Origin of the sequence: Bradyrhizobium centrolobii (assembly GCF_001641635.1) — a bacterium.
GTDB classification, from domain to species: Bacteria; Pseudomonadota; Alphaproteobacteria; order Rhizobiales; family Xanthobacteraceae; genus Bradyrhizobium; species Bradyrhizobium centrolobii.
Genome location: NZ_LUUB01000065.1, coordinates 46,764 through 69,164 on the forward strand (window position 1 = coordinate 46,764; position 22,401 = coordinate 69,164).

20 protein-coding genes are annotated in these 22,401 nt (G+C 61.0%); 6 read left to right on the forward strand and 14 right to left on the reverse strand.

Features of this window, described 5'->3' with window-relative positions:
* Nucleotides 1–876 precede the first annotated feature (876 nt).
* The 5 genes from AYJ54_RS21415 (at nt 877) to AYJ54_RS21435 (ending at nt 4,995) form a co-directional block, all read left to right on the forward strand.
* Complete coding sequence (locus tag AYJ54_RS21415) at nt 877–1,419, forward strand: Chromate resistance protein ChrB (protein WP_063701901.1); 543 nt, start codon at nt 877–879, stop codon at nt 1,417–1,419.
* Between the two features lie 138 nt (nt 1,420–1,557).
* Nucleotides 1,558–2,109 (forward strand): phosphatase PAP2 family protein, encoded by a 552-nt coding sequence (locus AYJ54_RS21420; RefSeq protein WP_063701903.1) that lies wholly within the window; start codon nt 1,558–1,560, stop codon nt 2,107–2,109.
* A 34-nt stretch (nt 2,110–2,143) separates the two neighbouring features.
* On the forward strand, nt 2,144–2,854 hold the full coding sequence (locus AYJ54_RS21425; protein ID WP_063702094.1) for an ABC transporter ATP-binding protein: 711 nt from the start codon (nt 2,144–2,146) through the stop codon (nt 2,852–2,854).
* A gap of 8 nt (nt 2,855–2,862) precedes the next feature.
* Nucleotides 2,863–3,801 (forward strand): efflux RND transporter periplasmic adaptor subunit, encoded by a 939-nt coding sequence (locus AYJ54_RS21430; protein ID WP_245329090.1) that lies wholly within the window; start codon nt 2,863–2,865, stop codon nt 3,799–3,801.
* The gene (locus tag AYJ54_RS21435) at nt 3,802–4,995 is read left to right on the forward strand and encodes an ABC transporter permease (protein ID WP_063701907.1); all 1,194 of its coding nucleotides are present in this window, start codon (nt 3,802–3,804) and stop codon (nt 4,993–4,995) included.
* 698 nt (nt 4,996–5,693) lie between these two features.
* On the opposite strand, the gene AYJ54_RS21440 is transcribed toward AYJ54_RS21435, so the two are convergent.
* The 14 genes from AYJ54_RS21440 to AYJ54_RS21510 all read right to left on the reverse strand — a co-directional run bounded on the left by AYJ54_RS21440 (nt 5,694) and on the right by AYJ54_RS21510 (nt 21,828).
* Nucleotides 5,694–6,500: a dienelactone hydrolase family protein gene (locus AYJ54_RS21440; RefSeq protein WP_063701908.1), complete on the reverse strand. Its 807-nt coding sequence runs from the start codon at nt 6,498–6,500 to the stop codon at nt 5,694–5,696.
* Between the two features lie 30 nt (nt 6,501–6,530).
* On the reverse strand, nt 6,531–7,769 hold the full coding sequence (locus AYJ54_RS21445; RefSeq protein WP_063701910.1) for an efflux RND transporter periplasmic adaptor subunit: 1,239 nt from the start codon (nt 7,767–7,769) through the stop codon (nt 6,531–6,533).
* Nucleotides 7,770–7,772: 3 nt separating this feature from the next.
* Nucleotides 7,773–10,049, reverse strand: coding sequence for an ABC transporter permease (locus tag AYJ54_RS21450; RefSeq protein WP_347337222.1), 2,277 nt, complete (start codon nt 10,047–10,049; stop codon nt 7,773–7,775).
* A gap of 92 nt (nt 10,050–10,141) precedes the next feature.
* Nucleotides 10,142–10,849 carry an ABC transporter ATP-binding protein gene (locus AYJ54_RS21455; RefSeq protein WP_063701914.1) on the reverse strand — a complete coding sequence of 236 codons (708 nt, stop codon included), beginning with the start codon at nt 10,847–10,849 and terminating at the stop codon, nt 10,142–10,144.
* A 349-nt stretch (nt 10,850–11,198) separates the two neighbouring features.
* Nucleotides 11,199–12,392, reverse strand: coding sequence for a methionine adenosyltransferase (locus AYJ54_RS21465; protein ID WP_063701917.1), 1,194 nt, complete (start codon nt 12,390–12,392; stop codon nt 11,199–11,201).
* Between the two features lie 39 nt (nt 12,393–12,431).
* A complete protein-coding gene (locus tag AYJ54_RS21470; protein ID WP_063701919.1) occupies nt 12,432–12,983 on the reverse strand; it encodes an Hsp20/alpha crystallin family protein in 552 nt (183 codons plus the stop codon).
* 171 nt (nt 12,984–13,154) lie between these two features.
* Nucleotides 13,155–14,759, reverse strand: a complete 1,605-nt coding sequence (locus AYJ54_RS21475) for an ABC1 kinase family protein (protein ID WP_063701921.1) — start codon at nt 14,757–14,759, stop codon at nt 13,155–13,157.
* Between the two features lie 69 nt (nt 14,760–14,828).
* Nucleotides 14,829–15,314, reverse strand: coding sequence for a hypothetical protein (locus AYJ54_RS21480; RefSeq protein ID WP_245329091.1), 486 nt, complete (start codon nt 15,312–15,314; stop codon nt 14,829–14,831).
* Entirely contained in the window at nt 15,295–15,969 is a 675-nt protein-coding gene (locus AYJ54_RS21485; RefSeq protein WP_063701925.1) for a methyltransferase family protein, read from the reverse strand. The genes AYJ54_RS21480 and AYJ54_RS21485 overlap by 20 nt, the downstream gene beginning before the upstream one ends.
* Nucleotides 15,969–16,220 carry a DUF2933 domain-containing protein gene (locus tag AYJ54_RS21490; RefSeq protein WP_063701927.1) on the reverse strand — a complete coding sequence of 84 codons (252 nt, stop codon included), beginning with the start codon at nt 16,218–16,220 and terminating at the stop codon, nt 15,969–15,971. Before AYJ54_RS21490 ends, AYJ54_RS21485 begins: the two co-directional genes overlap by 1 nt.
* Before the next feature lie 87 nt (nt 16,221–16,307).
* A complete protein-coding gene (locus tag AYJ54_RS21495; protein ID WP_063701929.1) occupies nt 16,308–16,685 on the reverse strand; it encodes a cupredoxin domain-containing protein in 378 nt (125 codons plus the stop codon).
* Nucleotides 16,682–19,216, reverse strand: a complete 2,535-nt coding sequence (locus AYJ54_RS21500) for a heavy metal translocating P-type ATPase (protein ID WP_082905776.1) — start codon at nt 19,214–19,216, stop codon at nt 16,682–16,684. The genes AYJ54_RS21495 and AYJ54_RS21500 overlap by 4 nt, the downstream gene beginning before the upstream one ends.
* The gene (locus AYJ54_RS21505; RefSeq protein WP_430641440.1) at nt 19,213–21,021 is read right to left on the reverse strand and encodes a DUF3141 domain-containing protein; all 1,809 of its coding nucleotides are present in this window, start codon (nt 21,019–21,021) and stop codon (nt 19,213–19,215) included. The genes AYJ54_RS21500 and AYJ54_RS21505 overlap by 4 nt, the downstream gene beginning before the upstream one ends.
* Before the next feature lie 90 nt (nt 21,022–21,111).
* Nucleotides 21,112–21,828, reverse strand: a complete 717-nt coding sequence (locus AYJ54_RS21510) for a Spy/CpxP family protein refolding chaperone (RefSeq protein WP_063701931.1) — start codon at nt 21,826–21,828, stop codon at nt 21,112–21,114.
* A gap of 247 nt (nt 21,829–22,075) precedes the next feature.
* Between AYJ54_RS21510 and AYJ54_RS21515 the strand changes: the two genes are divergently transcribed.
* Nucleotides 22,076–22,327 carry a hypothetical protein gene (locus tag AYJ54_RS21515; protein WP_063701932.1) on the forward strand — a complete coding sequence of 84 codons (252 nt, stop codon included), beginning with the start codon at nt 22,076–22,078 and terminating at the stop codon, nt 22,325–22,327.
* Nucleotides 22,328–22,401: the final 74 nt, after the last annotated feature.

Genomic DNA, 22,401 nt, shown 5'->3' on the forward strand with positions numbered 1-22,401 from the left:
TACGTCGTCCGGCGAAAGCCGCGCATCTTGCGCGAGCTTCTCGCCAGGATGATCAACCTGCTTGAGAACGATTGGGGCTATCGGCGGCAGATGCGCCCGGTGCTGGCCGCATTTCATAGAGGCTGTGCGCGGCCACAGTTGACCAGACACACTGCCCGGATGGTGCGCCACGCTCCGCGACGAACGAGCAACGGCTTCCGGGACACTCGCCATTTGGATAGCCGAGCCGGGCGTAAAGCGGATGGCCTGCCCAAAACGACGGACCAAGGGCACACCTGTCAGCCCTTTCGCTCCAGGAGGAGGCAAGCGTCGCGAGGCGCGCGGCGGCTTGGTTGCGGGGGCTGGATTTGAACGTACGTGAACTTAGCGAGCCCCAGGGAGAGAAATCCGCAAGCGCCCTTCGCGCCGATCATCTAGCGAACGCAATCGTACGAGATCGTGCTCCAGCGTGGAAAAGCGTTATGTGGTGCCCAGGGAGGGAATCATACGCAATCACCGACAAGGCGAACCGCTGTTTGTCCTCAGCATGGTGGCGTGAGCGCCTGGCACGATGGCGGAGGTTCGCTACATCGCGAAACCCACAATCGCGGGAGCCCTGCGCAGCCTGGCTCGCTGGGAAGCATCCTAATGGCGTGCCGGAACCCGTCGCTTGTTCGAACCCCCCGTAGGTTTCACATCCTGGAGGCGCAACACCCCATCTCTGCGAAATGGTTCTTTCGCGCCGTCATTGGTAAATTAGCGGTGGTGCTTGAAGCGGGCCCACCCTCGCCCCGCCCGTACGAGTATGAGGGGTACAAACTAGGCACCTTCCGTTAACGTAGTCGGACACGATCTGTTCTAATTGAATTGTAACGATCGTTGCATTAATATAGAGCAATGGTTTCTCCATCGTGGCTACTCCTGACGTACAAAGTGCCCTCTGAGCCTACCACCAAGCGCATCGCGCTATGGCGCCGGCTGAAGGGGATGGGAGCGGTCTATCTACAGAACGGCGTCTGCCTCCTGCCGAAGACCGACGACCATGTTCGCCGACTGAAGATGCTGGAGAACGACATCTCGGGGATGGGCGGTGAGGCTGTGATCCTGGAGACGATCGCTCTCGATCATGCCCAGGAAGAGAAAGTCGTGGCGCGCTTCAAAGTCGACCGTGACGAGCAATATCGCGAGTTCCTGGGGCGGTGCGCGGATTTCGAGAAGGAGATCGCCAAGGAAATCGCAATCAACAAATTCACCTATGCGGAACTCGAGGAGGAGGACACCGACCTGAAGAAGCTCCAGGGCTGGCTTGAGAAGATAAAGAAGCTTGATTTCTACGGTGCGCCCTTGGCCGAGGAAGCCGCAGCGCGCTTACGCGCCTGCGAGGCGCTGCTCGACAGCTACGCCCAGCGCGTCTTCGACGCCCACGACGAGAACCGATGAAGGGCACAGAGTGGGCGCGACGACATCCGAGACAACCGTACCTCAGCGACACGCCACGGCATTCCGGCCAGCATCTGGGCGCCACTCATTGAAGGCTGCATGGGGGTCGCACTTTGAAGCCAGAATCCGGATTTTCCGATGTACGAACTTGACGCTGCAGCCACACACGCAATCAACAACCTCGCTGGAGCGAGCACCGCAATCGATTTTCTGATGGTGTGGGTCTCGGCGATGGGCGTCCCGCTCCTCGTGCTTGCTGTGGCCGGACAATGGTGGCGGAGAACCGGCCGGCCGCAAACCCGGCACGTCCTGGTCGCGGCAGGACTCTCCTTTCTCCTCGGCCTGGCACTCAACCAACTCATCTTGTTATTTGCGCATCGCATGCGTCCATACGACAGCGGCGTCACTCACCTCCTGGTCGCCCCAAGCAACGATCCCTCTTTTCCTTCCGATCACGCGACGGCCACGTTCGCAATTGCGGCCGCCTTCCTGTTGCATGGGATGCGACGCCCTGGCCTCTGGTTCCTGGCCGCCGCCGTGCTGGTGACGGCCTCCCGCGTCTATATTGGAACCCACTACGCGAGTGATGTTCTCGGCGGAGCCTTGACCGGGATCGTCGCGGCTTTCCTCGTCCGCGCAGTCTACTGGGAGGGAACGCGAGCCGACCGGTTGATCACAAGTATCTTGTAAAATGGCGATCTGCCTGCCCTCGGGACTTACTACGATGGGATCGAACAATAGTCTCGCCGTCCGGTGTAGGAGTCTGGTCAAGAGCTACGGCAGCGGTGACGCCAAGGTAACGGCGCTGCGCGGTGTCGACCTCGATGTGCGCGAGGGTGAGCTTCTGATGGTGGTCGGCCCCTCCGGGTGCGGCAAGACGACGCTGATTTCGATTATCGGTGCTATTCTCAGCCAGGATTCCGGTGAGTGCATCGTGCTGGGCCATGACCTCCAGCGCATGAATGAGACGGAACGCGCTACGCTCCGGGGCGGACAGATCGGGTTCGTATTCCAGATGTTCAACCTCCTCCCCAGCCTCTCTGCTGTCGAAAACGTAGCGATACCATTGCTGATTAATGGAACTCCGCAAAAAATGGCGGAGAGCAGGGCGCGCGAGGCGATCGAGGCGGTCGGTCTCGGTTCGCGCCCGAATGTGCTGCCAAGCGAGCTGAGCGGCGGCCAGCAGCAGCGCGTCGCCATCGCCCGTGCCCTGGTTCATGACCCGAAACTGATCGTCTGCGACGAACCGACCAGCAATCTCGATCACGACACCGGCGTTGCAGTCATGGATGTGCTCCGCGGTGCAGGCAAAAAGCACGACCGTGCGCTTATCGTCGTCACCCATGATCCGCGCATCTTTCAGTTCGCCGACCGTATTGCGCATATGGACGACGGAAAAATCATCGAGGTAACCAACGGGGCATCCGCGCTATGACTCGTCGAATGCTTCTTCCGCTCTTGGCGGTCGTCGGGTTAGGCCTCGCCATTGCTGCGGTCATGCTCGGTGAGCGCACGCCTCGGGGCGCGTCCACGGTAGTCAATCCTGCGGTGTCACCGTTTGCGACCTCCGTGGCCGGCGCGGGCATCGTCGAAGCGAGTTCCGAAAACATCGCCATCGGGACGCCCGTCTCTGGGATCGTCACGGCAATCGCCGTGAAATGGGGTGACCGCGTCAAGAGCGGAGATGTCCTGTTCAAGATCGACGACCGCGACGTGCAAGGCCAACTCCTGGTCGCTCGAGCGAAAGTCCGAGAAGGCGAAGCGACGCTGGCGAAAGCCAGGAATCTGCTTGAAGTTGGCGAAGGCCTCACCAGGGGCAGTTCGATCAGCGCTGTGGACCTGGCCAACCGCCGGTTCGACGTCGGCATCGACGACGCTATTCTCGCATCTGCAAACGCTCAGGTCGAACAGCTGAAGGTCGAGATCGAACGGCGCATCATTCGCGCCCCTCTGGCCGGCCGTATCCTACAGATCAAGATCCATCCCGGTGAATACGCGCAGAGCGGCGTAGTGAACCCGCCGCTCATGCTCTTGGGCGACGATACGCGCTTGCACGTGCGTGTAGACGTCAACGAGAACGACGCCTGGCGGGTGAAGCCTACGGCAGCCGCAGTTGCATACGTGCCAGGCAATCCGGACCTGAAGGTACAGCTCAGGTTTGAACGGATCGAACCTTATGCAGTTCCGAAAGTGTCGCTGACCGGGGAGAGCACCGAGCGCACCGATACGCGCGTGCTGCAAGTGATCTACAGCTTCGAGCGCGGCGAATTGCCGATCTACATCGGCCAGCGTATGAACGTCTATATCGACGCCCCCGCCGCGGCGGTTGAAGCTTCGCCCGGGCGTACGACTGCGGCGAAACCGCGGGAGGCAAGCCGGTAGATGCTGCGGGTTGCCGTCAAGATGCTCATGGGCGACCGCGCCAAATATGCCGGGCTGGTGTTCGGCATCGCCTTCACGTCCTTCTTGGTTACATTTGCTGCGTCTTACTTCACCGGCTTCATGACGCGGGGTTTTGCCCTCATCAGCGAGAACCCGACGGTCGACGTGTGGGTCATGGATCCGGCGGTGCGCTCCGTCGAGAAAACAACCAACATGGCGGCTTCCGCGCTCGACCGCGTGCGCAGCATCGAAGGTGTACGCTCGGCCGTCCCGATGGCCTTGGGCACTGCCGAGGTGCGCTTCGCGAACGGCCAGTTTCAATCCTTCCAGGTCATCGGGGTCGATGACGCCACCCTCGCCGGTGTTCCGCCTCCGAAAGACGGCGTGGTGCCCGCGGCGTTGCGTACGCCGGATTCGGTGATCGCCGACCCTGGAGGAACCAGCGGCAAGTTGCAGACCCCGCTTCGCCCGGCCGACCAGTGGCCGGGAGGCGGACCGCGTCTGGATGTGCCGACCCGGTCGCTCACTGTCGGCGACGAGCTCCTGGTCAACGATCACCATGTGACGGTTGTCGGCAAGTCCGAGGCGCTGCCGCGCTTCCCGCCGAGGCCGTTGCTGTACACGACCTATTCCAACGCTTCTCGCATTCTGTTGCCGGAGCGCCGCCGGATGACCTTCGTGCTTGTGAGCGCTGCGCCGGGCGTTGCGGCAAGCGATCTCGCTGCCCTGATCGAGGCCAGAACCGGACTGCGGGCACGAACTTCGGACGACTTCAAGGCCGACACGGTGAGTTGGTTTCTGGAAAACTCCGAAGATGTCGGCGATATCGCGGCGATGCTGACACTCGCAATGTCGGTCGGATTCGGAGTGACCGGCATCATGCTCTACATGTTCACGACGGAAAACCTCAGGCAATACGCAGTGTTCAAGGCAATGGGCGCGTCATCGCGAATGCTCCTTGCGATGATTTTCGTTCAAGTTGCCCTGAGCGCTTTGCTTGGAACGGGCCTAGGCCTCGGCCTGTGCGCCATTGCCAGTCAGTTTGCGGTGGAAGCCGAGTATCCATTCCGAATGATGTGGTTCACCCCGCTCGTCAGCAGCGTGATGGTCGTCATAGTCAGCGTGGTCGCCGCAGCAATCAGTGCGCGGCCTGTCCTTACGCTCGATCCCGCCATCGTCTTTACGGGCCGTTAGGCATTCAGCTCTCGAAAACAAAACCTAGCAATCTATTGAGATTGCTGGGTTCTTCACATCGTGTTGGTTGCGGGGGCTCGCAACGCCCGATTCTTGCGATTGGTGGAAAGAGTTGTTCCGCGATTGGTAGCATAGGACCGCTGCCCTAGCAAAGGTCACACGTTCGAATCGTGTCGGGTGCGCCAGATTTTCCTTATTTTACAGCGCGATATGCGCGCGCGGATCGAAACTCCAGCTTTGCTTCGTTCAAGCTAGCCCAACTTTCCCAACTGAGGGGTAACGCACGGGCCGGGCTGCTCCGCAGCACCCGCGAGGGACGCACTATCATCTACCGGTCAAACGTCGAGGGCATGCGGGCGCTGATAGGTTTTCTGGTCAACGAGTGCTGTGACAGCCATCCGGAGCTCTGCAATCTGGTCGTAGCGGACGTGAGCAAAGCCTGCTGTCCGCCGGACGGCTCCAAGGCTCAAGCAAAGGTCAAGAGGGTCTCTGTCAAGCGGAAAGGCTGACTGGCAACTCGTATCGTCCGTGACTGAAGATCAGGTGCTTTTTAAGCCGAGCGCCGGAGCTGAACCAATAGGGCGCGGTGCCGCTTCGGTGGCGCCGTGACTTCGCGTCGACCCTCCGATAGGAGCAGCCTTTCGGGGCAACAGATTTTTCGCCATTTTTGCCCCGCGACAGAGATGCGCCCCCGGGGATTATGGATACACCTTCACCGGAGAGGGCAGCCTTTCGCGAAAGAATCCAATCACTTCGTCGACAGCCGCGCGCGTCGGCTGCCCCGCCGCGTCAATGAGTTCGGTCGTGAACAGGCTGTGCGGCGGCTTCCGTCCCTTTGGATTGGCCGCACTGTCCGGCAAGGTGGTGCCGACGAAACCCTTGCCCAGCTCCCGCTGTAGCGTCTCGAACCGCTCGGCCCGGCAGAATTTGTCGCCTTCGAACCGGTAGCCGCGCACGAGGAGGCCCTCCCTTTCAACGCGACCGCGGATAATGGTCAGGTCGGCGGCCGACACGTCGATCGCCGCGGGTTTATGCGACGGCAGGCCGGGCTGGGCGACCACGGGCGCAAACACGTCCGGCTCAACAGCCATGGCCAGGGCCAAAGTGCCGGTGAGACACATGCCAATGGCGCCAACGCCAAGTTCGCCGCATTCGCGATGCGCGAGCCGGGCAAGCTCCTTCAGCCATTCGACGACTGGACTGCTTTTGCCGGCCGCAAACAGATAGAACTCCCGCGAGATGCACAGGCCAAACAGGCGGCTCGGTAGGATCCGCTCGGGGTTGCTCGCGTCGACGCTTCCGAACAGCACCGGCGCATAGACGCAAAACCCGGCGTCTCGAACCCAGCGGCAGAACCGCGCCAAGGTAGGGGTGAAGCCATAGACCTCATGGATGACGATCACGGCCGGCCCGACGGTCCCGGTTGTGAGCACCGGCCTAGTCTTGCCGAGAAGCGCAAGATCGCGCCGTGTGAAATCATCGATATCAGAGCGAAGCTCGGCCACTTGGGCGCCTCTGCAAACTTCCTCATTTCTTCATTGCGTCGGACGTTGAGCCACTCTGGTCCTGTCGCTAACCCTGTCGCTTGGATGCACCACCACCTGGGTTCCGGCCGGCAGCCCCGCTACGCCCTCGGCTATGCGATTGTTCCGATGTCCGATCTTCACGATAGTCGTCTGCGCGCGCCCGTTCTCGATCACAAACACTGCCCAGTCATCGCCCTTTCGAAACAACGCACTGACCGGCACGGTCAATGCATCGTCCCCGCTCCAGGTCACGATATGCACAATGACCCGATAGTCATGGCCAAGTCGCGACCAAGCTTCCGGCGGATCGACGAAGTCGATGGTGACGCGGACCCGCTGCTCCTCGATGCCGAGCGCGGACACCTTGAGGAAACCTGCCGGATCAACTCGGACCACCTTCCCCTTTATCGTTGAACCACCCCAGCCATCAATCCGCACCAGCGCGCCTACCTTGATCTGCACCGCATCGGTGGAAAGCAGATCGGCGACTATCTCAAGATCGAGGGGATTACCGATCTCGACCAGCGGCGCTCCGGGCAGGACCGTCGCCTCGCTATCCTGCACGATCTTCAGCACCCGCCCGCTTGCCGGCGCAAGCACCCGAACGCAGCACGTGGGCTCCGCCGACGGCGGGACGCCGGCGGGGTCGATCAAGCGGGCGGCCAAACTTGCGCGTAAGGCGCGCCGGACTTCGACCTGAGCGCGCGCGCTCGCGAGACTCGCGTCATTGGTCGCCACGTCGAACTTGGCCTTGTCGAACGCCTGGACAGAGATGGACTGCGTCCGGGAGAGCGTCTCGGCGCGCTGGAATTCTGTCCGGGAGAAGTCGAGCGCGGCCTCGAGCCGCTTCACTTCGGCTTCCTGTTGCTGGATGGCGGCATCGGCAGCCAATACCTCGGCCGCGAGCTGATCGTGCGAGCGCACATCAATGAAGCTGGGAAGGGCCGGCTGCATCAAGGCGATGACCGTCTGATTGGCGACCACTTCGTCGCCAACATGGAGGGAAGGCCCCTGTTCGCCCGTCGGATGCGAGATCCTCAAGACCTTTCCGGCGACGGGCGCCGAAACAGTGTAGACGTGGCGCACGTTGGTCTTGCCGTCGTCATCGACCGTGACCTCCATCGGTCCTCTGGCTACGGTCGCGACATCCACAAGGGTGGGTCGCGGCCAGGCAAACCAGACAAGGCCGGCGAGACCAACGCCGATCGCTCCGCTCCATGCCGCCCGCTTGATCCAAATGTTGCTCATGGTTCAGTCTCGTGTCTTGAGAACCGCAACAAGGTCGAGCTGATTGACCCGATTACGCACGACCAATGCTGAAATCACCGCTGCGGCGAGCACGATTCCGCTGGCAAACGCGTAGCTCGAATGTTCGATGATCAGGCGCCCCCGCATGACCTCGCCTGCAAGATTGAATCTCATGAACCACGCCAGCAGGTAACCGGCGCCCCAGCCAAATGGCTGCGCGAGCAGCGTAAGCAGCCCGAGTTCCATCAGGAGGATAACCAGCACTTCACCACGGCCGAAGCCAAGCACACGGAGGCTGGCGAGCTCACGTGCCCGTTCCGAAAGCAAGATTCGCGAGCTGCTGTACACCACGCCGAACGCGATCAGCGCGGCAAACCCCGAATAGATCGTAGCCATGCTCGTCTCGATCGGGGCGAGCAAGGTTCGATAGTTCACCAACGAAAGCCGCTGTACGCCCACGCCGCTGACGGCCGGCATCGACTTGACCGTCCTGTAGAAGAGATCGCTCTTGTCATCGTCGAGCATCACGCTGACGGAGGTCACAGTTGGCGCCTCGCGCATCAGCCGTGCGAGGCTCTCGAGGTCCATCATGCCCTGAATGCCAAAGAAATCCTCGATCAACACGGCAACCGGTAGAGACTCCGTGCGCCGCTGTCCTTCCAGGAGATCCACCTCGACGAAATCGCCAACATGCACCCCCAGGATCCCGGCGAGCCAGGCCGAGATGGCAATCCCGTTCTTCGGCAACGTAACGGCATGCAAATCGGCATTGATGATTCGGCGAAGGTCAGCATCGCGCGGCCGGCCGCTGATCAGAATCCGGCGTTCGACGCTGCCGTTTCGGATGCGCACGGGAAGCTCCCGGTAAGGTTCGGCTGTCAGCACGCCGGGAAGCCGGGCGATCTGATTGACAACGTTGAGCGGGCGCTTCTCGGCAAAGCTGACCGACGCCGCCTGCCGCTCGGAAATGAAATAGGTCACGTTGATCAGGTCTTCGGTGGTGTCGATCAGGAACTGCGACACGATGATGATCGCGGTTGCGAGCGCCATGCCCAGCATGGTGAAGACAGCCCGGACCGGATGATGGGAGACGTTGCGCAACATCATCATGGTCCGCTGCGAGGCGAGCCTGTCGATCGCCAATGCTGCCGGCAACACATGTCGGAACCGTTGCGGCGCCGGCGGTTGCATCGCAACGGCCGGTGGCAGGGTCGTGACCGCGCGCAAAGCGCGAACGGCACCTGCGATCCCGGCAACCAGGCTGAGAGCGCCGCCCAACACGTAGAGATCCGGGCTTCTGATGAAGATCAGGAACGGAAGGTTGAGCAGCCTTCCATACATCCCGGTGACGTAGGCCCCCAGCCAGGTGCCAGCGATGCCGCCGATCACCGTACCAATAGCGACCAGCACGAGCACGAACTTCAGGTAGTGCGCGGCAATGCTGATATTCCGGTAGCCCAGCGCCTTCAGGAGCCCGATCTGCTCGCGGTCCAGCGTGACGATGCGGTTGAGCCATTGATTGATGAGGAAGATTGCGACGACCAGAAATATTGCAGGCAACGTCCTGCTCATGTTGCGGAGCATGTCGAGCCCGTGTTCACCCCATGCATGAGATGGGAGGTCTTTCCGCCCGTAAGCGGCTTGGCCGCCATACGGGTCTAGCAATCCATCCAGACGCTTGATGACCTCGGATTCCGAAGCATCGCGCAGGAGCTTGACCGTCACCGAAGAGAATGCGCCGTCCAGGTTATAAACGTTGGCGAGAGCCTTTTCGGACATCCAGATGATGCCGAAACGGCGGTTGTCGGTGATGGTCTCGCCGGGACCTATCGTGTAGATGAATTCCGGCGACAGCGCCGTGCCGACGACGATGAGTTCTTGCTTGCGGCCATTGAGAATCGCAGAGAAGCGGGATCCGAGCCCCAAGTCGTGGGCCACGGCAAAACCGTCATAGACCACGACCTCTTCAGCCCTTCCAAGCTCGGGCGTCCGGCCTGAACGCAGATAGATGCGATTCAGATGCTGTTCGGGCTCGTCGGGAAGCGAAATGAATTGTCCCGTCACCGGCTCGCGGGAATCCGGCATGTCCAGTAGAGCAAGCTTGACGATGCGAGCTTCGGCAGTGGCGACGCCAGGAATTTCCTCGATCTGTTCGAGGAGCTTCTTCGGCGCGCGTTTGACCTGCGCAAAGACATCGGCAAATTGATTTCGTTCGTAATAGGCGTCGCGCGTTTCCACCAGGGATCGAATCGAGCCGACCGCGAGCACCAGTGTTGCCACAGCGCCCGCAATGACGAGTGAGATCGCAAGCGCCTGGGCCCAAAGCCTGGTCAAATCGCGAAACAGCTTGAGATCGAGGGCTCGCATGACATTCACCAGGCAAGTTCGGCTGTCGCAGCGCGTTTCTCGTTCCTGCGTTCGCTCGAAATGCGACCATCTGTGAAGAACAGCACACGATCGGCGACGGTCTGAATGCTGGCATTATGAGTAATGATCAGTGTGGTGGTACCGAGCTGGCGGTTGACGCCGAGCAGCGCTTCGATGACGCGAATCCCTGTCTTGGAATCCAGCGCGCCGGTCGGCTCGTCGCAGAGCAGCACGGCGGGACGTTTAGCGATCGCGCGGGCAATAGCGACCCGCTGCTGCTCGCCGCCGGAAAGCTGGGCGGGAAAATTGTGCATCCGTGCTTCGAGCCCGACCAGGGAAAGCGCCTCGTCAGGGCGCATCGGACGGTCGGCGATCTCGGTGACCAGCGCGACGTTCTCATAGGCGGTGAGGCTGGGTACGAGATTGTAGAACTGGAACACGAAGCCCACGTGCTGGCGTCGGTAGCTTGTGAGTTCGCGGTCGTCGAGCCGGGTGAGCTCGAGGTCCCGGAAAAACAGCCTGCCACTCGTCGGATGGTCGAGCCCGCCCATGATATTGAGCAAGGTCGTCTTGCCGCTCCCCGACGGTCCGAGAAGGACAACGACTTCCTTCTCAGCAATCTCGAGGTCGACGTTGGTCAGAGCATGCACCTGCATCTCGCCGGAGATGTAGGTCTTCGTCAAAGCGTTTGCCGTGAAGACAGAGCTTGTCATGGCGATTGCTCAACGCCGCACTCAAAGCGCACGCCCCGACGGTTGACGCTAATGATCCCTAGCAGACTCCCAAGTCTTACCAACCAGGTTGTGGCTATTCTCCTGGTGAGGAAAACGCACGTTCGTTGCGGACGTAAACGCTGTATCCGAGGTCTGCTGCCAACTTCCATCGAGGATGTACACCGCTGCAATCGCGATTACAGCCGCAGCCGCAATGGACATCCAGAAAACGCGCATTATGTCCTCCCCCGCCTGGAGGGTCATGCAATTAATGCTCCGTTCGGATGACTCTGGATTGATTTAGATCAGGCCAGTCCTTTAGATTGGCTCGGTTTCATGGATCCGCAGTTCAGAAAACGGCGATTTTCCCGGCGACGAGTTCGCCGACCAGTTCCGGAATCCGGCCCAGATGATCCGACGCGACCTCCGCAGTCGCCTCTCTTAGCCGCTCCAGGGCGAAGCCGTCCGGCGTTGCCAGCTTGAGATGAACTAGAGCTGGCGTTGACACCGGCGCGCCGATGCGGCTGACGATGAGGCACTGCGCTGCGAAAACTTGCGGAATGGCGGTTACCACTGTCTCGGCTATTCGCTTTGCCAGAATATTGTAAATCTTGCCGACATGGCTGACGGGGTTCTTGCCGGCGGCAGCTTCCAAGCTCATCGGCCGCCACGGGGTGATCAGACCATTGACGCGATTTCCCCGACCGACCTGCCCGTCGTCGCCAGCCTCCGCGGAGGTCCCGGTCACGGTCAGATAGATGCTGCCGGACGCCGTATCGTCGGCGGCGTTGACGGCCACCTCGCAATCCCCAAATCCCTGCTCGCTTGCGCGTTCGCGAGCGTACTCGGCGAGCGCGGTCTTTTGTTGCAGATAGCTGTCGATGTCCGTGAGGAACCGCCCGATCATGGCGCAGGCGATTGTGAGCTTGAGGTGCCCTCCGCTTCGAACGGCCATGATCTTGATGTCTTCGCCCCAAGCCGGATGGTCATGCGTGCGATCGCGCTCATGCAGTCGCTGCTCGATGTTGAGTGCGAGCCGTTCAAGAGGGCTGAGCGGGGCGTGGCCGACGCCGAACGAGGTGTCGTTGGCAAGCGGAATTGGCTGTGCGTTCCCCCGAGTGAACAGCGATTGCAGATCTTGCGAGCCTTGATGAACCAGAGCCTCGATACGGACGTGACGATCGGAGTCCAGAGCATGGAGATTGGCCTTCAGCCAGGCTCGAGAGCCCTCAATGGCGATGTCCTCGACTGGAATTGTCTCGTTTCCGACGTTGGTGATAGCACGTCCGGCCAGGAAGATTCTGACAGGGTCGGTCACCTCGCCGCCGCCGAAGGCCGGCATCGCCCGGCCGCCGCACAGGAGCGCCTTATCGACATTATGATGCAGCACATGGCCGAACCTGCCCTGGTATTCGCGACAGAGACTGTGGGACAGCGTCTCGGCAAGGGCATCGCAGATCGTGTCCGGATGGCCGGCCCCCTTACGCTCGACGACCTCTACGTCATCGCGATCGTCAAGCTGCGAAAGGACGAGATCAAACATGGACGCAACCAGTTGGAACCGAAGAGACCATCGTCCCGGCTACTTGCCCTCGACGGGAATTCTCTTGTGCTTTCTGACGGCTTCGGGGGTCTTGGCCAGTTCGATCGTCAGCACACCGTTGGCGAATTGCGCCGCGATCTTGTCGGGGTCGACTCCGATTGGCATTTCGATGAATCGTTCGAACGAGCCGTATTCGCGCTCGCGGAGATAGTAGCTTTGAGCCTGCTCTTCTCTGTCGTTCTTCTTTGCTGCCTTGACGACAAGCGTGTGGTCGGAGACTGATACCTCGATGTCCTTTGCCTCGGCACCCGGCAGCTCCACGCTGACCCGGAACAGCTTGTCTTCTTCCACCACATCGACGGCCGCGACAATGGAGCTCAGCGGCATGCCGTGATGCAGCCGGCGCTCGATGTCAGCGATGCGGTGCAACGGATGCAATGTTGGAAACTCTTCAACGCGACGGGAAAATTGATCAAAGACCTCGTCTAATTCGGAGCGAAGTCTCCGTAGCAAGCGGTGCGTCAGCGGATGGGTGGTCTCTGCCGGTTGCGCTGGCTTGTCTCTGAGCACTTTGACTGCGGAATGTGCCATGGCACCTGCTCCTTGCCTGTCGCCTCCCGGTTAGAAGCATTGGGCACGCGTCGCCCAAGGCTTTGATCTAGAGCAAACTCCGGAGCCGGATTGAATAATTTCCTTTCAACTTGATCGGCATGAGAGCGTCGACCGGAACCCGACTAAAATGCCCCGATGGGTATGGTCTCGCTAAAGCCGCCCTGACCGGGAGATGCCGCGAGCCAGCCGAAGAGTGAACCATAGCGCCAAGGCATAGGCCACCGTTGCAAGAGCGGGAATGTCGTCGTAAAGCCGCGGACCGACGCTATGCAGCATGAGCAGCGATCCGGCAATATAGAGACCCAAAGTGACGACTGCGAGCGCAATGCGGTTGCTGCTGCGGTCGAGGTGTGTCTCCAAATCCTCAAGACCGTGAAGCCGCAAACTCAGCCCCAAACCCTCCCCTTCCCGGTTCAGCCGCCGAGTCCACGAGCTCAATAAGACCGGCAGTTCTTGCACAGCGGCCAGGGTGCCGTGTTTCAGGCGATCGATCATGGTGTCCCAGTCGGCCTGCTCCATCGCGGCCTTCAGTACCTCGGGCCCTTTCGTCTGCAGGCTTTCCAGCAGCTCGAACTCCGGATCCAGCGTGCGCACCGCATGCTCGGCATTGAACATGGCACGCATCAGCACGATGAGCTCATAAGGGACGAACACGTTTTGCGCCTGGCCGAGGCGGCTAATCCTCAGGAACGCTTCGGCCATCGACCAATCCTTGACTGGACGTGCCGCATAATCGGCAATGATTTCCGCCAGTCCATGGCGGAATTCAGCGCGATTCATCTCCCCGCCCAGCACGCCGAGATCAATCGCGGCGTCGAGGAGCCAGTCTGCGTCCTGGTGAATGAAGGCACTGGCGAAAGCGGCAAGCTCGCGGCGTGCGGCCCCGTCAAGAATTCCAACCAGCCCGAAATCGTGGAGACAGATTTTTTTCTCGGCCGTGATGAAGATGTTGCCGGGATGCGGATCGCCATGGAACACGCCGAGAACAAAGACTTGGTACAGGTACGCGTCGACGAAGTTTTGGGCCAGCTGCGCCCCCTCCGTCCTGATCGCGGGATCGTCGATTCGGCAGCCGCTGCTGCGCTCCTGGACGATCACGGTCTCGCTGACAAGGCCATCGATAGCGCGCGGGATGTGGATGGTCGGCCAATCGGCGAAGGCCACCACGAAACGCTTGATGTTGCGCGCTTCCTGGCGGAAGTCGATTTCCTTGCGCAGGTTGCTCCAGATCTCGTCGATAATCCGCAAGGGCTGGTAATGCCGCAGGCGCGGGATCAGGGCGATGGCGAGCCGCGCCACCGCGCCGAGCGCGTGCATGTCGCGGTCGATCTGCGTCTTGATGCCCGGGCGGCGCACCTTCACGATCACCTGGCGTCCATCGTGGAGCGATGCGCCATGGACTTGCGCGACCGAGGCGGCAGCAAGCGGCTTCTCGTCGAAACTGGAAAAGAGTTCCTTGATGGGGCGGCCAAGGCCCCGCTCGATCTCTACGATCGCGGTCTTTGTTGGAAATGGTGAGATATGGTCTTGCAGCGACTGCAGGGCAGTAACGTATTCGTCGGGAAGAATATCCCGCCGCATGCTCAGGGCCTGCCCGAATTTGATGAAGGTTGTCCCGAGCCGCGCAAAGCTCAACCAGAGTTGCTCGGGCGGACTGAACGGCCCGCGCGTGAGGTGCAATCGCGCAAGAGCGAAGCTGCTTGCGAAGCGCAGTGTCTCGAACGCGATGCGGAAGAGCCGTAGCAATGAGCTCATCCTCGGCTAGTTCCTATCCCGCGCCCACTGCCCCGCGACGGGGGCTAATCCGTTGAGCTGGATGGCCGATTACCGGCGGTGATCGTACTTGAACTGAAGAGCAGCCGCACTGGCCCCGCTGCGCTCGACAGTGAGTTTCACCGTGTAGAGATCAAAGCCGGGTAGATCGAAGAAGCCGCCGTAAGTTGTGGTACCCGCGATCTGCATCGGCTCCAGCTTCTTCTTGCTGCCGGACAACCCGAGACCAGCGACCTCCGCAGTCACAACCGCATCCGAAACACGCGCGCCGTTCGCCGCATCGAAGACCGCGGCAACGAAGTGATACTCATGCGGACCCTTCGGAATGCCGCCGTGCATCGGCCGCTCCGTCGCACCGCTCGCAGGCAGCCCTTTTACAATTTCTGCCGGGACGACGCCGAGATAAACCGTCACTCCCCCAGCGGTTTTCGATTGGTCGGTTTCCGCGGCAACACCGCCGCTGCTCAAAGTGCCGGCGACGCCAAGCGCGCTCAGAAGAGCGGCTATCGTTCGCCGGCTAGCCATGGCGGTACCCACCGCTCGATTCCTGCCCGAAGAGCCGGCTGAGCTTCGGAATAAATCCCGGCACCTCGGACGCGTACTTGTCGTAGGCATCGCCGAACTCCGCTCGGGCGTCCTGCTCTTCGGTGTGCGCGAGCTTCACGTACATCACGGTCAGGACCGGGAACATTGCCAAGGTAAGGATCGTGGGCCACTGCAGCAGGAACCCGAACATGATCAGGATGAAACCCACGTACTGCGGATGCCGCACGTAACTGTAGGGCCCAGTGGTCGCGAGGCTTCGCGTCTGCTGGGCGTCGTAAAGCACCTTCCAGGCCGCGGAGATCAAGATGAACCCGCCGGCGATGAAGATGAAGCTCAGGATGTGGAACGGACCAAAATGGGGATTGGTCTTCCAGCCGAAGATCATTTCCAGGATGTGGCCCGCGTCATGCGAGAACCAGTCGACATCGGGAAAACGAGACTGCAGCCAGCCTGACAGGAAGTAGATGGTCAGCGGAAATCCGTACATCTCCGCGAAGAGTGCCACCAGGAACGCGCTGAAGGCGCTGAACGAACGCCAGTCGCGGGGCGTCTGCGGCTTGAAGAAGCTATAGGCGAACAGGATGAAGACCACGGAGTTGACGATGACCAGGCTCCAGAGGCCATAGGCGGGCGCTGTGTCGTGCATCACGCTCTCCCATCATTGCTCTGTTGACCATGGCTTCCGTGACCATGCCCACCATGCATGAACATGTGCATGAGCGGGCAAGCGAGCAGCGGCAACCAGATCAGGAGGCCGAGAACGTGGGCCCTATGCTCGGTAAACAGCAGTGCACCGGCGATGATCAAGAACCCCACCAGGACCAGCCCGACGCGGGATTTCATCGACAACCCCCATCGGACGTGTTCTTGATGGCCGGAATGGTCTTGCGCCGACATCGCACGCTCCTCATTGTCAAACGATAAACCGCTTGCCGATGAGCCTTTTGACCCAAATCAAGGCCCGAAGCGCTCTGGTAAAGCCTGCTATTCCACAACGAGCTTGCCGCGGAACATGCCCATCGGGCAGCCAAAGCCGAACTCACCCGCGGACTTCGGCAGCAACTCGACGGCGACTGTCTGGCCCGTCGGCAGATCAGCACTCTTCTGGAAGTCAGCAAAAACCACCTTGTCCGAACAGGAGGCCGTCTCCTCCCGCCGGAAATTCAACTGGACGGGCCGTCCGCTTTGGACGATGACGGTGTCGGGCGTGTACCCGCCCTTCACCAGGATCATTGCCTCCTGGTAGCCACCGCTCGTTTCGCTGGCGCGAAATCCCGTCGAGCGCTTGAGCCAGAAGAACCAGATGATGAACCCGATCAACGCGAGCCCGGTGACGGTGACGATCCAACGGTCAGGGGTCATGACGCAATCCTCCGGGGCTGAAACAGGCGAAGCCGGTTGGCATTGGTGACGACCGTCACCGAGCTGAAGGCCATGGCGGCAGCAGCGATCAGCGGCGACAGCAACAGGCCGATGAACGGGTAAAGCACGCCCATGGCGACGGGAATGCCGAGCGAATTGTAGCCGAAGGCGCCGACAAGGTTCTGGCGCACGTTGCGCATGGTCGCCCGGCTGATCTCGATCGCCGTCACAACTCCGACCAGGCTGCCTTTGATGAGAGTGACATCGCTTGCCTCGATTGCAACGTCGGTACCGGTCCCGATTGCGAAGCCAACGTCGGCCTGCGCGAGCGCGGGCGCATCGTTGACGCCATCACCCACCATTCCGACGGCCTTGCCTTCGAGCTGCAACTTCTGCACCTCATGGGCCTTGTCGTTGGGGAGCACCTCGGCGAGGACCCGCTCGATGCCGACCTGGCGAGCAATCGCTCGTCCCGTGCGCTCATTGTCGCCGGTCAGCATGACCACTTCGATCCCGAACGCCTTCAACGCGTCGATGGCGGCTTTCGAATCGGGCTTGACGGTGTCGGCGACAGCAACCAGGCCGGCTGCCTTGCCATCGATGCCGACGTACATCGGCGTTTTGCCTTCCTCGGCAAGGCGCTCCCAATCCTTTTGCAGCATATCGATGGCAATCCCGCGGTCCCGCATCAATTTGGCGTTGCCGAACAGCACCTCGCGTCCATCGATCCGGCCGCTGACGCCATGGCCGGGAATGGCGGCAAATCCTTCGGCGTCCGACAGCTTCAGGCCGCGCGCGTCCGCGCCCTTGACGATCGCTTCTCCGAGCGGATGTTCGGAACCTCGTTCCAGCGACGCAGTGAGGCGCAGAACCTCTGCCTCGGCGTCGCCCTGGGTGACGACGACATCTGTCAGCGCGGGCTCGCCCTTGGTTATCGTGCCGGTCTTGTCCAGAATGATAGCGTTGAGCTTCTCCGATGCCTGCAAGGCATCGCCGGAGCGGATCAGGATGCCGTTTTCCGCCCCCTTCCCAATGCCGACCGTGAGCGACGTCGGGGTCGCCAAACCAAGCGCGCAGGGGCAGGCGATGATCAGAGTGGTCACGAACACGATGGTCGCATAAACCAAGCGCGGCTCCGGACCGAAATTGTACCAGGCTATGAACGCCAGGATCGCAAGGATCATGACTGCCGGCACAAAGTAAGCGGAAACCGTGTCGACCACACGCTGGATCGGGGCTTTCGAGCCCTGTGCATCCTTGACCATGCGAATGATGGTTGCGAGCGCGGTATCCTTGCCGACCTTGGTTGCCTTGAATTTGACACTACCCGTCTTGTTCAGCGTACCGCCGATCACTTCGTCGCCAACTTGCTTCTCGACCGGAATCGATTCACCAGTGATCATCGATTCATCGACCGCACTCGCTCCGGCTATCACCTCGCCGTCGACCGCGATCTTTTCGCCGGGGCGGACCACCACGACGTCTTCGACCAGCACCTCTTCCACCGGAATATCGCGCTCCGCGCCTTCACGAACGACCCGCGCCGTTTTGGCCTGCAAGCCGATGAGCTTCTTGATGGCCTGGGAAGTCCGGCCCTTCGCCTTGATCTCAAGCGCAAGTCCAAGGACCACCAACGCAATGACGACGTCGGTCACGTCCCAGAACACTTCGGCAAGCGCCATGCGCGGGAAGAATTGCGGCCACGCCACGGTGACGACCGAATAGGCAAAGGCGGCGCTGATGCCGATCGCGATCAGCGTATGCATGTTCGCCGCGCGATGCTTCAACGCATCCCACATTCCCGTATAGAATTGCGAACCGGCCCAGACCATCACCGGCAAGCTCACCACACCTAACAAGCTCCAGACAATCCGACGCGTTTCGCTTCCCATCGGCATCCAGTCGCGCAAACCCGGCATCAGATCCGGGTAGCTCAACGCCATGACCGGTATCGAGATTGCGGCCGCGAACCAGAATTTTCGCATCAACGTGCGGTATTCCTGCTCATTGGCAGCCTCGGCAGGATCGAGCACCTCCGCGTTGGGTTCGATCTTGGGTTCGGCTACATCGTAACCAGCAGATTCGATCGCCTTGCCGATGGTCGGGAAATCGACCTTCTCCGGCTGGTACTCGATATCCGCAGCGTTGGTCTCGAGACTAGCTCGGGCCGCGACAACGCCCGGCACCATCTGGAGAGCGAGCTCGATACGCATCAGGCACGAGCCGCAATGCATGTTCTTGATCGGCACGCGCATGGTGGCGGTTCCGACCGTATAGCCCACCGAACGGATCGCATGCGCGATGTCGGCAATCTTGGTCCGCGTGGGGTCGTAGTTGATTCGCGCAATCTTGGTGCTCGGATTGACGCTCGCCGACGTCACTCCGGGCACTGCCGCCGCCGCTTTCTCGATCGCCGGCGGACAATGGGCGCAGGTCATGCCGCCGATGCGAAGCTCGACATGCTCAGTCCGCAGCGGTTGCTGGGGCGGCGCGTCCGGACGGCGCGCACGCATGTCTACAACTGCGCTCATGCTATCCTCCCGGAAGCAGGTTGGAGTGTTGGCCGAGACTCAGGATCGCCCGCCGCGGAGCCTGCAGCGGCACCTTGTCCGTAAAGCGCCTCGAACCAGAATTCGTAACCTTGGTCGCGCAGTTCGCGCGTCCGCGTAATGAGTTCGTGCACCGCGTCGAAGGCCTCGATCTCGCGAGCCTTGAGCGGGTTAGTGTCAGGGACGATGTGGCGTTCCTGCGCAACCGAAGCTGCAGTGGGCGCTATTGCGCGAAGCCACGGATTGAATTCGGTTGCGAACATATAGCGGCTGACGCGCATCGGGTGCAGCCATTCCAGCCACTGGGCGGACAACGGCGTTGCGGCCGCCTCGATCCATTTTCCGAGCGTGGTTGAATACAAGCGATCCAATTCAGCGGAGACCTCCGCGACGCGGCGGAATGCGGGCCGGTTCTCCGGAAACTTGAGATCTTCGACGCGGCGCTCCTCGAAGCGCACCGCATAGGCGTCATGCCCGCAATCGGGATTGCCGGTCGGATTGTCGATCTTCATCTCGTAGAGGCCAGGCGCCAGCGCTTCGATCTTCTTCAAACTGTCCAGAATCGCGCGATGCTCAAGGCGCGCGACGCTCGCGGACACGAAGATACCAAGATGGCCGACATGCGGATTGATCAGGTAGACGATGCGCTGGCCCGCCTGCTTCAGATCGTCTGTGCTGGCGTAGATGGTCGGGATCCAACCCAACGCCTGATGCGGCGGCGTGATATTGTCGCCATAGGAGGCGAAGATGACGAGTGGATTGTGAATCCGGCGTAGATCGACGACGCAGTCGGGACAGATCCTTATCCCGCCCTGCTCGAGACTATTTCCGATGAACAAATTCTCGACAATAGCGAGCATCTCCTCGCGGCTGAGGAAATAGAAGCCGATCCACCAGCGCTCGAATTCGAGAAATCGCTCTCGCTCCGTGTCCATGTGCGAAAACAGGTTGGCGTATTTCTCCCAGACGCCTTCCGGCTTCAGGTTCTCGAAGTTCTGCACCGGCCAGGCGCCGTCGAATCGGCCGTCGCCGAGATCGGATGTCAAATGGGTAAGCCAAGCTCCGCCCAACAGGCCACCGGAAACCCGCGCCGGATTAACCCCGGACTCTCCGGCCCAATATGAGAGCGGCGAGCCGTTAAGAACGGCCAGCCCCGCAAGCCCCTGGCAATCAGCGGCTAGGATCGCGATTGCCCAGCCCGCCTGGCAATTGCCGTAGAGAACGGGTGGCTTGCCCCCGTGGCGACTGGAGACTTCTTTCACGAACCGGCGCAACGTGTGGAGTACGTCCGCCATAGTCTGGCCCGGCGAAGGCTCAGGAAAGAACACGACGAAATAAACCGGATAGCCCTCATGCAGGGCGATCCCGACCTCGGACTCCCGCTTGAACCCGCCGATGCCGGGCCCGTGTCCCGCGCGCGGATCGACGATCATGACCGGCGGTTTTGCCGGATCGAGACAATCCTCCAGGCACTTGTCGCCGTAACGCGTGATGCGCAGGAGCGCGTAGTTGACGGGTCGCTCGAACCGGCGTGCGTCGAGGATAAGCTCGTAGTCGAAATCGAGCAGCGGCGGCTTCCCTGCCCGTTCGTGCGCGATCATGTTGTCCGCACGCTGCCGCAGCGTATGCCAGAACAGAATCGTTCGTTCCCACAGGTCGCGCTGATAGGACAGGACGTCATCCACAGCCAGTGAGTTGGATGACCAGCCCCCGGGCCACACTCCGATTGCGGCCGGCAGATCGCCATCCTTGGCCAGTTCGTTGGACTCTGCCTGCGGCTTGACCACAGGATCAGCCTGCGACCCGCGTTCGCGGATGAGCTCAGGGAGAACGGCGAGGGTCATGGTAGACCTCACACTGTACGCGGAGTTAGAGCCCTACCGCCCCTGGCCCTGCGTCATCATTCCCGGCTGCATCTGACCGGGTCCCATCACCCCAGATTGCATTCCGGACATCATCGCCATCATGCCTATATGGGGCGCGAGGAGTTCATCGGCCGTTTTCTTCTGTTCGTCGGAAAGAGTGCCGACAAGGTTCGTCAGCGCCGATTTGATTGCGCGGGTGCCTTCCAGCCGTGCAGTCAGCCATTTCTCCTGCAGCGCAAGACGATCGACCAAGCCCTGCTGTGCCGCACCCGCCTGTGGCATCATCGAGGCGCGCACCTCGCCGAGGCTCTTTGCGTTGGCCCGCAGCGCATCGGCGAAGGCGTTCCAGCCAGCATTTTGCGGCTCAGTGATCTTCAGTTCGGTGCGCAAGAAAGCGATCCGGCCTTCGACCCGGTCGATGGTGGCCATGCCGCTCATGCCGGCGCAGCCAGTTTCGGCGCCTGACTGCCCCGTCATCCCCATCATCTGCATCATATTCGCCATGGGCATGTTGCCGCCCATCATACCCCTGCCACCCATCATGCCTTGTGGGCCGCCCATCATCCCCTGCCCCATTCCAGGCTGACTAGAAGGCGGTGCAGGCTGTGTTGCAGCAGGCGCCCCTTTTTGATCCGGATGGTGGGCTTCGTGATCGGCGGGCGACTGTGCCCAAGACGAAGAGCCCACCGTTGCAAGCAGCAATGCAGCAGCCAGTGTCAGAGGTTTCATGAGACTTCTCCCGATGAACGATGGCCGGCTGCTATTAGTGCCGATTTCCGCTCGCGGCCGGTTGACGCAAGTCAATCCCGGAAACCAAATTGCTCATATATTCCTATCGCCACCACCGAGCGGTTCGGGATGTGGAATTTTTCAAAGCAGAAGCGGGCTCGCTCTTTGCTACCTGCCTGCTCCGGATCGATGCAAGCGAACCCGACATCCCGTCGCCGTCGTCACGTGTCACAATGGAGTAGCAAATATGACAACCGACAAAATCCTTATTGCCATCGCGGCAGCATCGTTGATCGCGTTGCCCGCGATGGCACAGACCAGCTCTGATACCGAAAAGAATGGCCACCACTACTCGGGGGGTCCGAAGACTGAGGTTCCTCACCATATGGGCAAGAAGGAGACGGTTGGCGTCTCGAGCAAGGGCAAGTCCGGGGGGCATCACTACACCGGCGGGCCTGGTACGCCGACTCCGCATCACATGGGCGAAAAGCAGCAGTAAGTTTCCAACATAACCTTCGTGCGGCGGCCGATGCGGCCGTTGCAGCATAGGTCTTCGTTGATTTCTAGACATCA

What these genes read in the sequence shown, in the direction of transcription:
- AYJ54_RS21415 (WP_063701901.1), top strand. Translation starts at nt 877, where the DNA reads ATGGTTTCTCCATCGTGGCTACTCCTGACGTACAAAGTGCCCTCTGAG.
- AYJ54_RS21420 (WP_063701903.1), top strand. Translation starts at nt 1,558, where the DNA reads ATGTACGAACTTGACGCTGCAGCCACACACGCAATCAACAACCTCGCT.
- AYJ54_RS21425 (WP_063702094.1), top strand. Translation starts at nt 2,144, where the DNA reads ATGGGATCGAACAATAGTCTCGCCGTCCGGTGTAGGAGTCTGGTCAAG.
- AYJ54_RS21430 (WP_245329090.1), top strand. Translation starts at nt 2,863, where the DNA reads ATGCTTCTTCCGCTCTTGGCGGTCGTCGGGTTAGGCCTCGCCATTGCT.
- AYJ54_RS21435 (WP_063701907.1), top strand. Translation starts at nt 3,802, where the DNA reads ATGCTGCGGGTTGCCGTCAAGATGCTCATGGGCGACCGCGCCAAATAT.
- AYJ54_RS21445 (WP_063701910.1), bottom strand. Translation starts at nt 7,769, where the DNA reads ATGAGCAACATTTGGATCAAGCGGGCGGCATGGAGCGGAGCGATCGGC.
- AYJ54_RS21455 (WP_063701914.1), bottom strand. Translation starts at nt 10,849, where the DNA reads ATGACAAGCTCTGTCTTCACGGCAAACGCTTTGACGAAGACCTACATC.
- AYJ54_RS21465 (WP_063701917.1), bottom strand. Translation starts at nt 12,392, where the DNA reads ATGTTTGATCTCGTCCTTTCGCAGCTTGACGATCGCGATGACGTAGAG.
- AYJ54_RS21470 (WP_063701919.1), bottom strand. Translation starts at nt 12,983, where the DNA reads ATGGCACATTCCGCAGTCAAAGTGCTCAGAGACAAGCCAGCGCAACCG.
- AYJ54_RS21475 (WP_063701921.1), bottom strand. Translation starts at nt 14,759, where the DNA reads ATGAGCTCATTGCTACGGCTCTTCCGCATCGCGTTCGAGACACTGCGC.
- AYJ54_RS21485 (WP_063701925.1), bottom strand. Translation starts at nt 15,969, where the DNA reads ATGCACGACACAGCGCCCGCCTATGGCCTCTGGAGCCTGGTCATCGTC.
- AYJ54_RS21490 (WP_063701927.1), bottom strand. Translation starts at nt 16,220, where the DNA reads ATGTCGGCGCAAGACCATTCCGGCCATCAAGAACACGTCCGATGGGGG.
- AYJ54_RS21495 (WP_063701929.1), bottom strand. Translation starts at nt 16,685, where the DNA reads ATGACCCCTGACCGTTGGATCGTCACCGTCACCGGGCTCGCGTTGATC.
- AYJ54_RS21500 (WP_082905776.1), bottom strand. Translation starts at nt 19,216, where the DNA reads ATGAGCGCAGTTGTAGACATGCGTGCGCGCCGTCCGGACGCGCCGCCC.
- AYJ54_RS21510 (WP_063701931.1), bottom strand. Translation starts at nt 21,828, where the DNA reads ATGAAACCTCTGACACTGGCTGCTGCATTGCTGCTTGCAACGGTGGGC.
- AYJ54_RS21515 (WP_063701932.1), top strand. Translation starts at nt 22,076, where the DNA reads ATGACAACCGACAAAATCCTTATTGCCATCGCGGCAGCATCGTTGATC.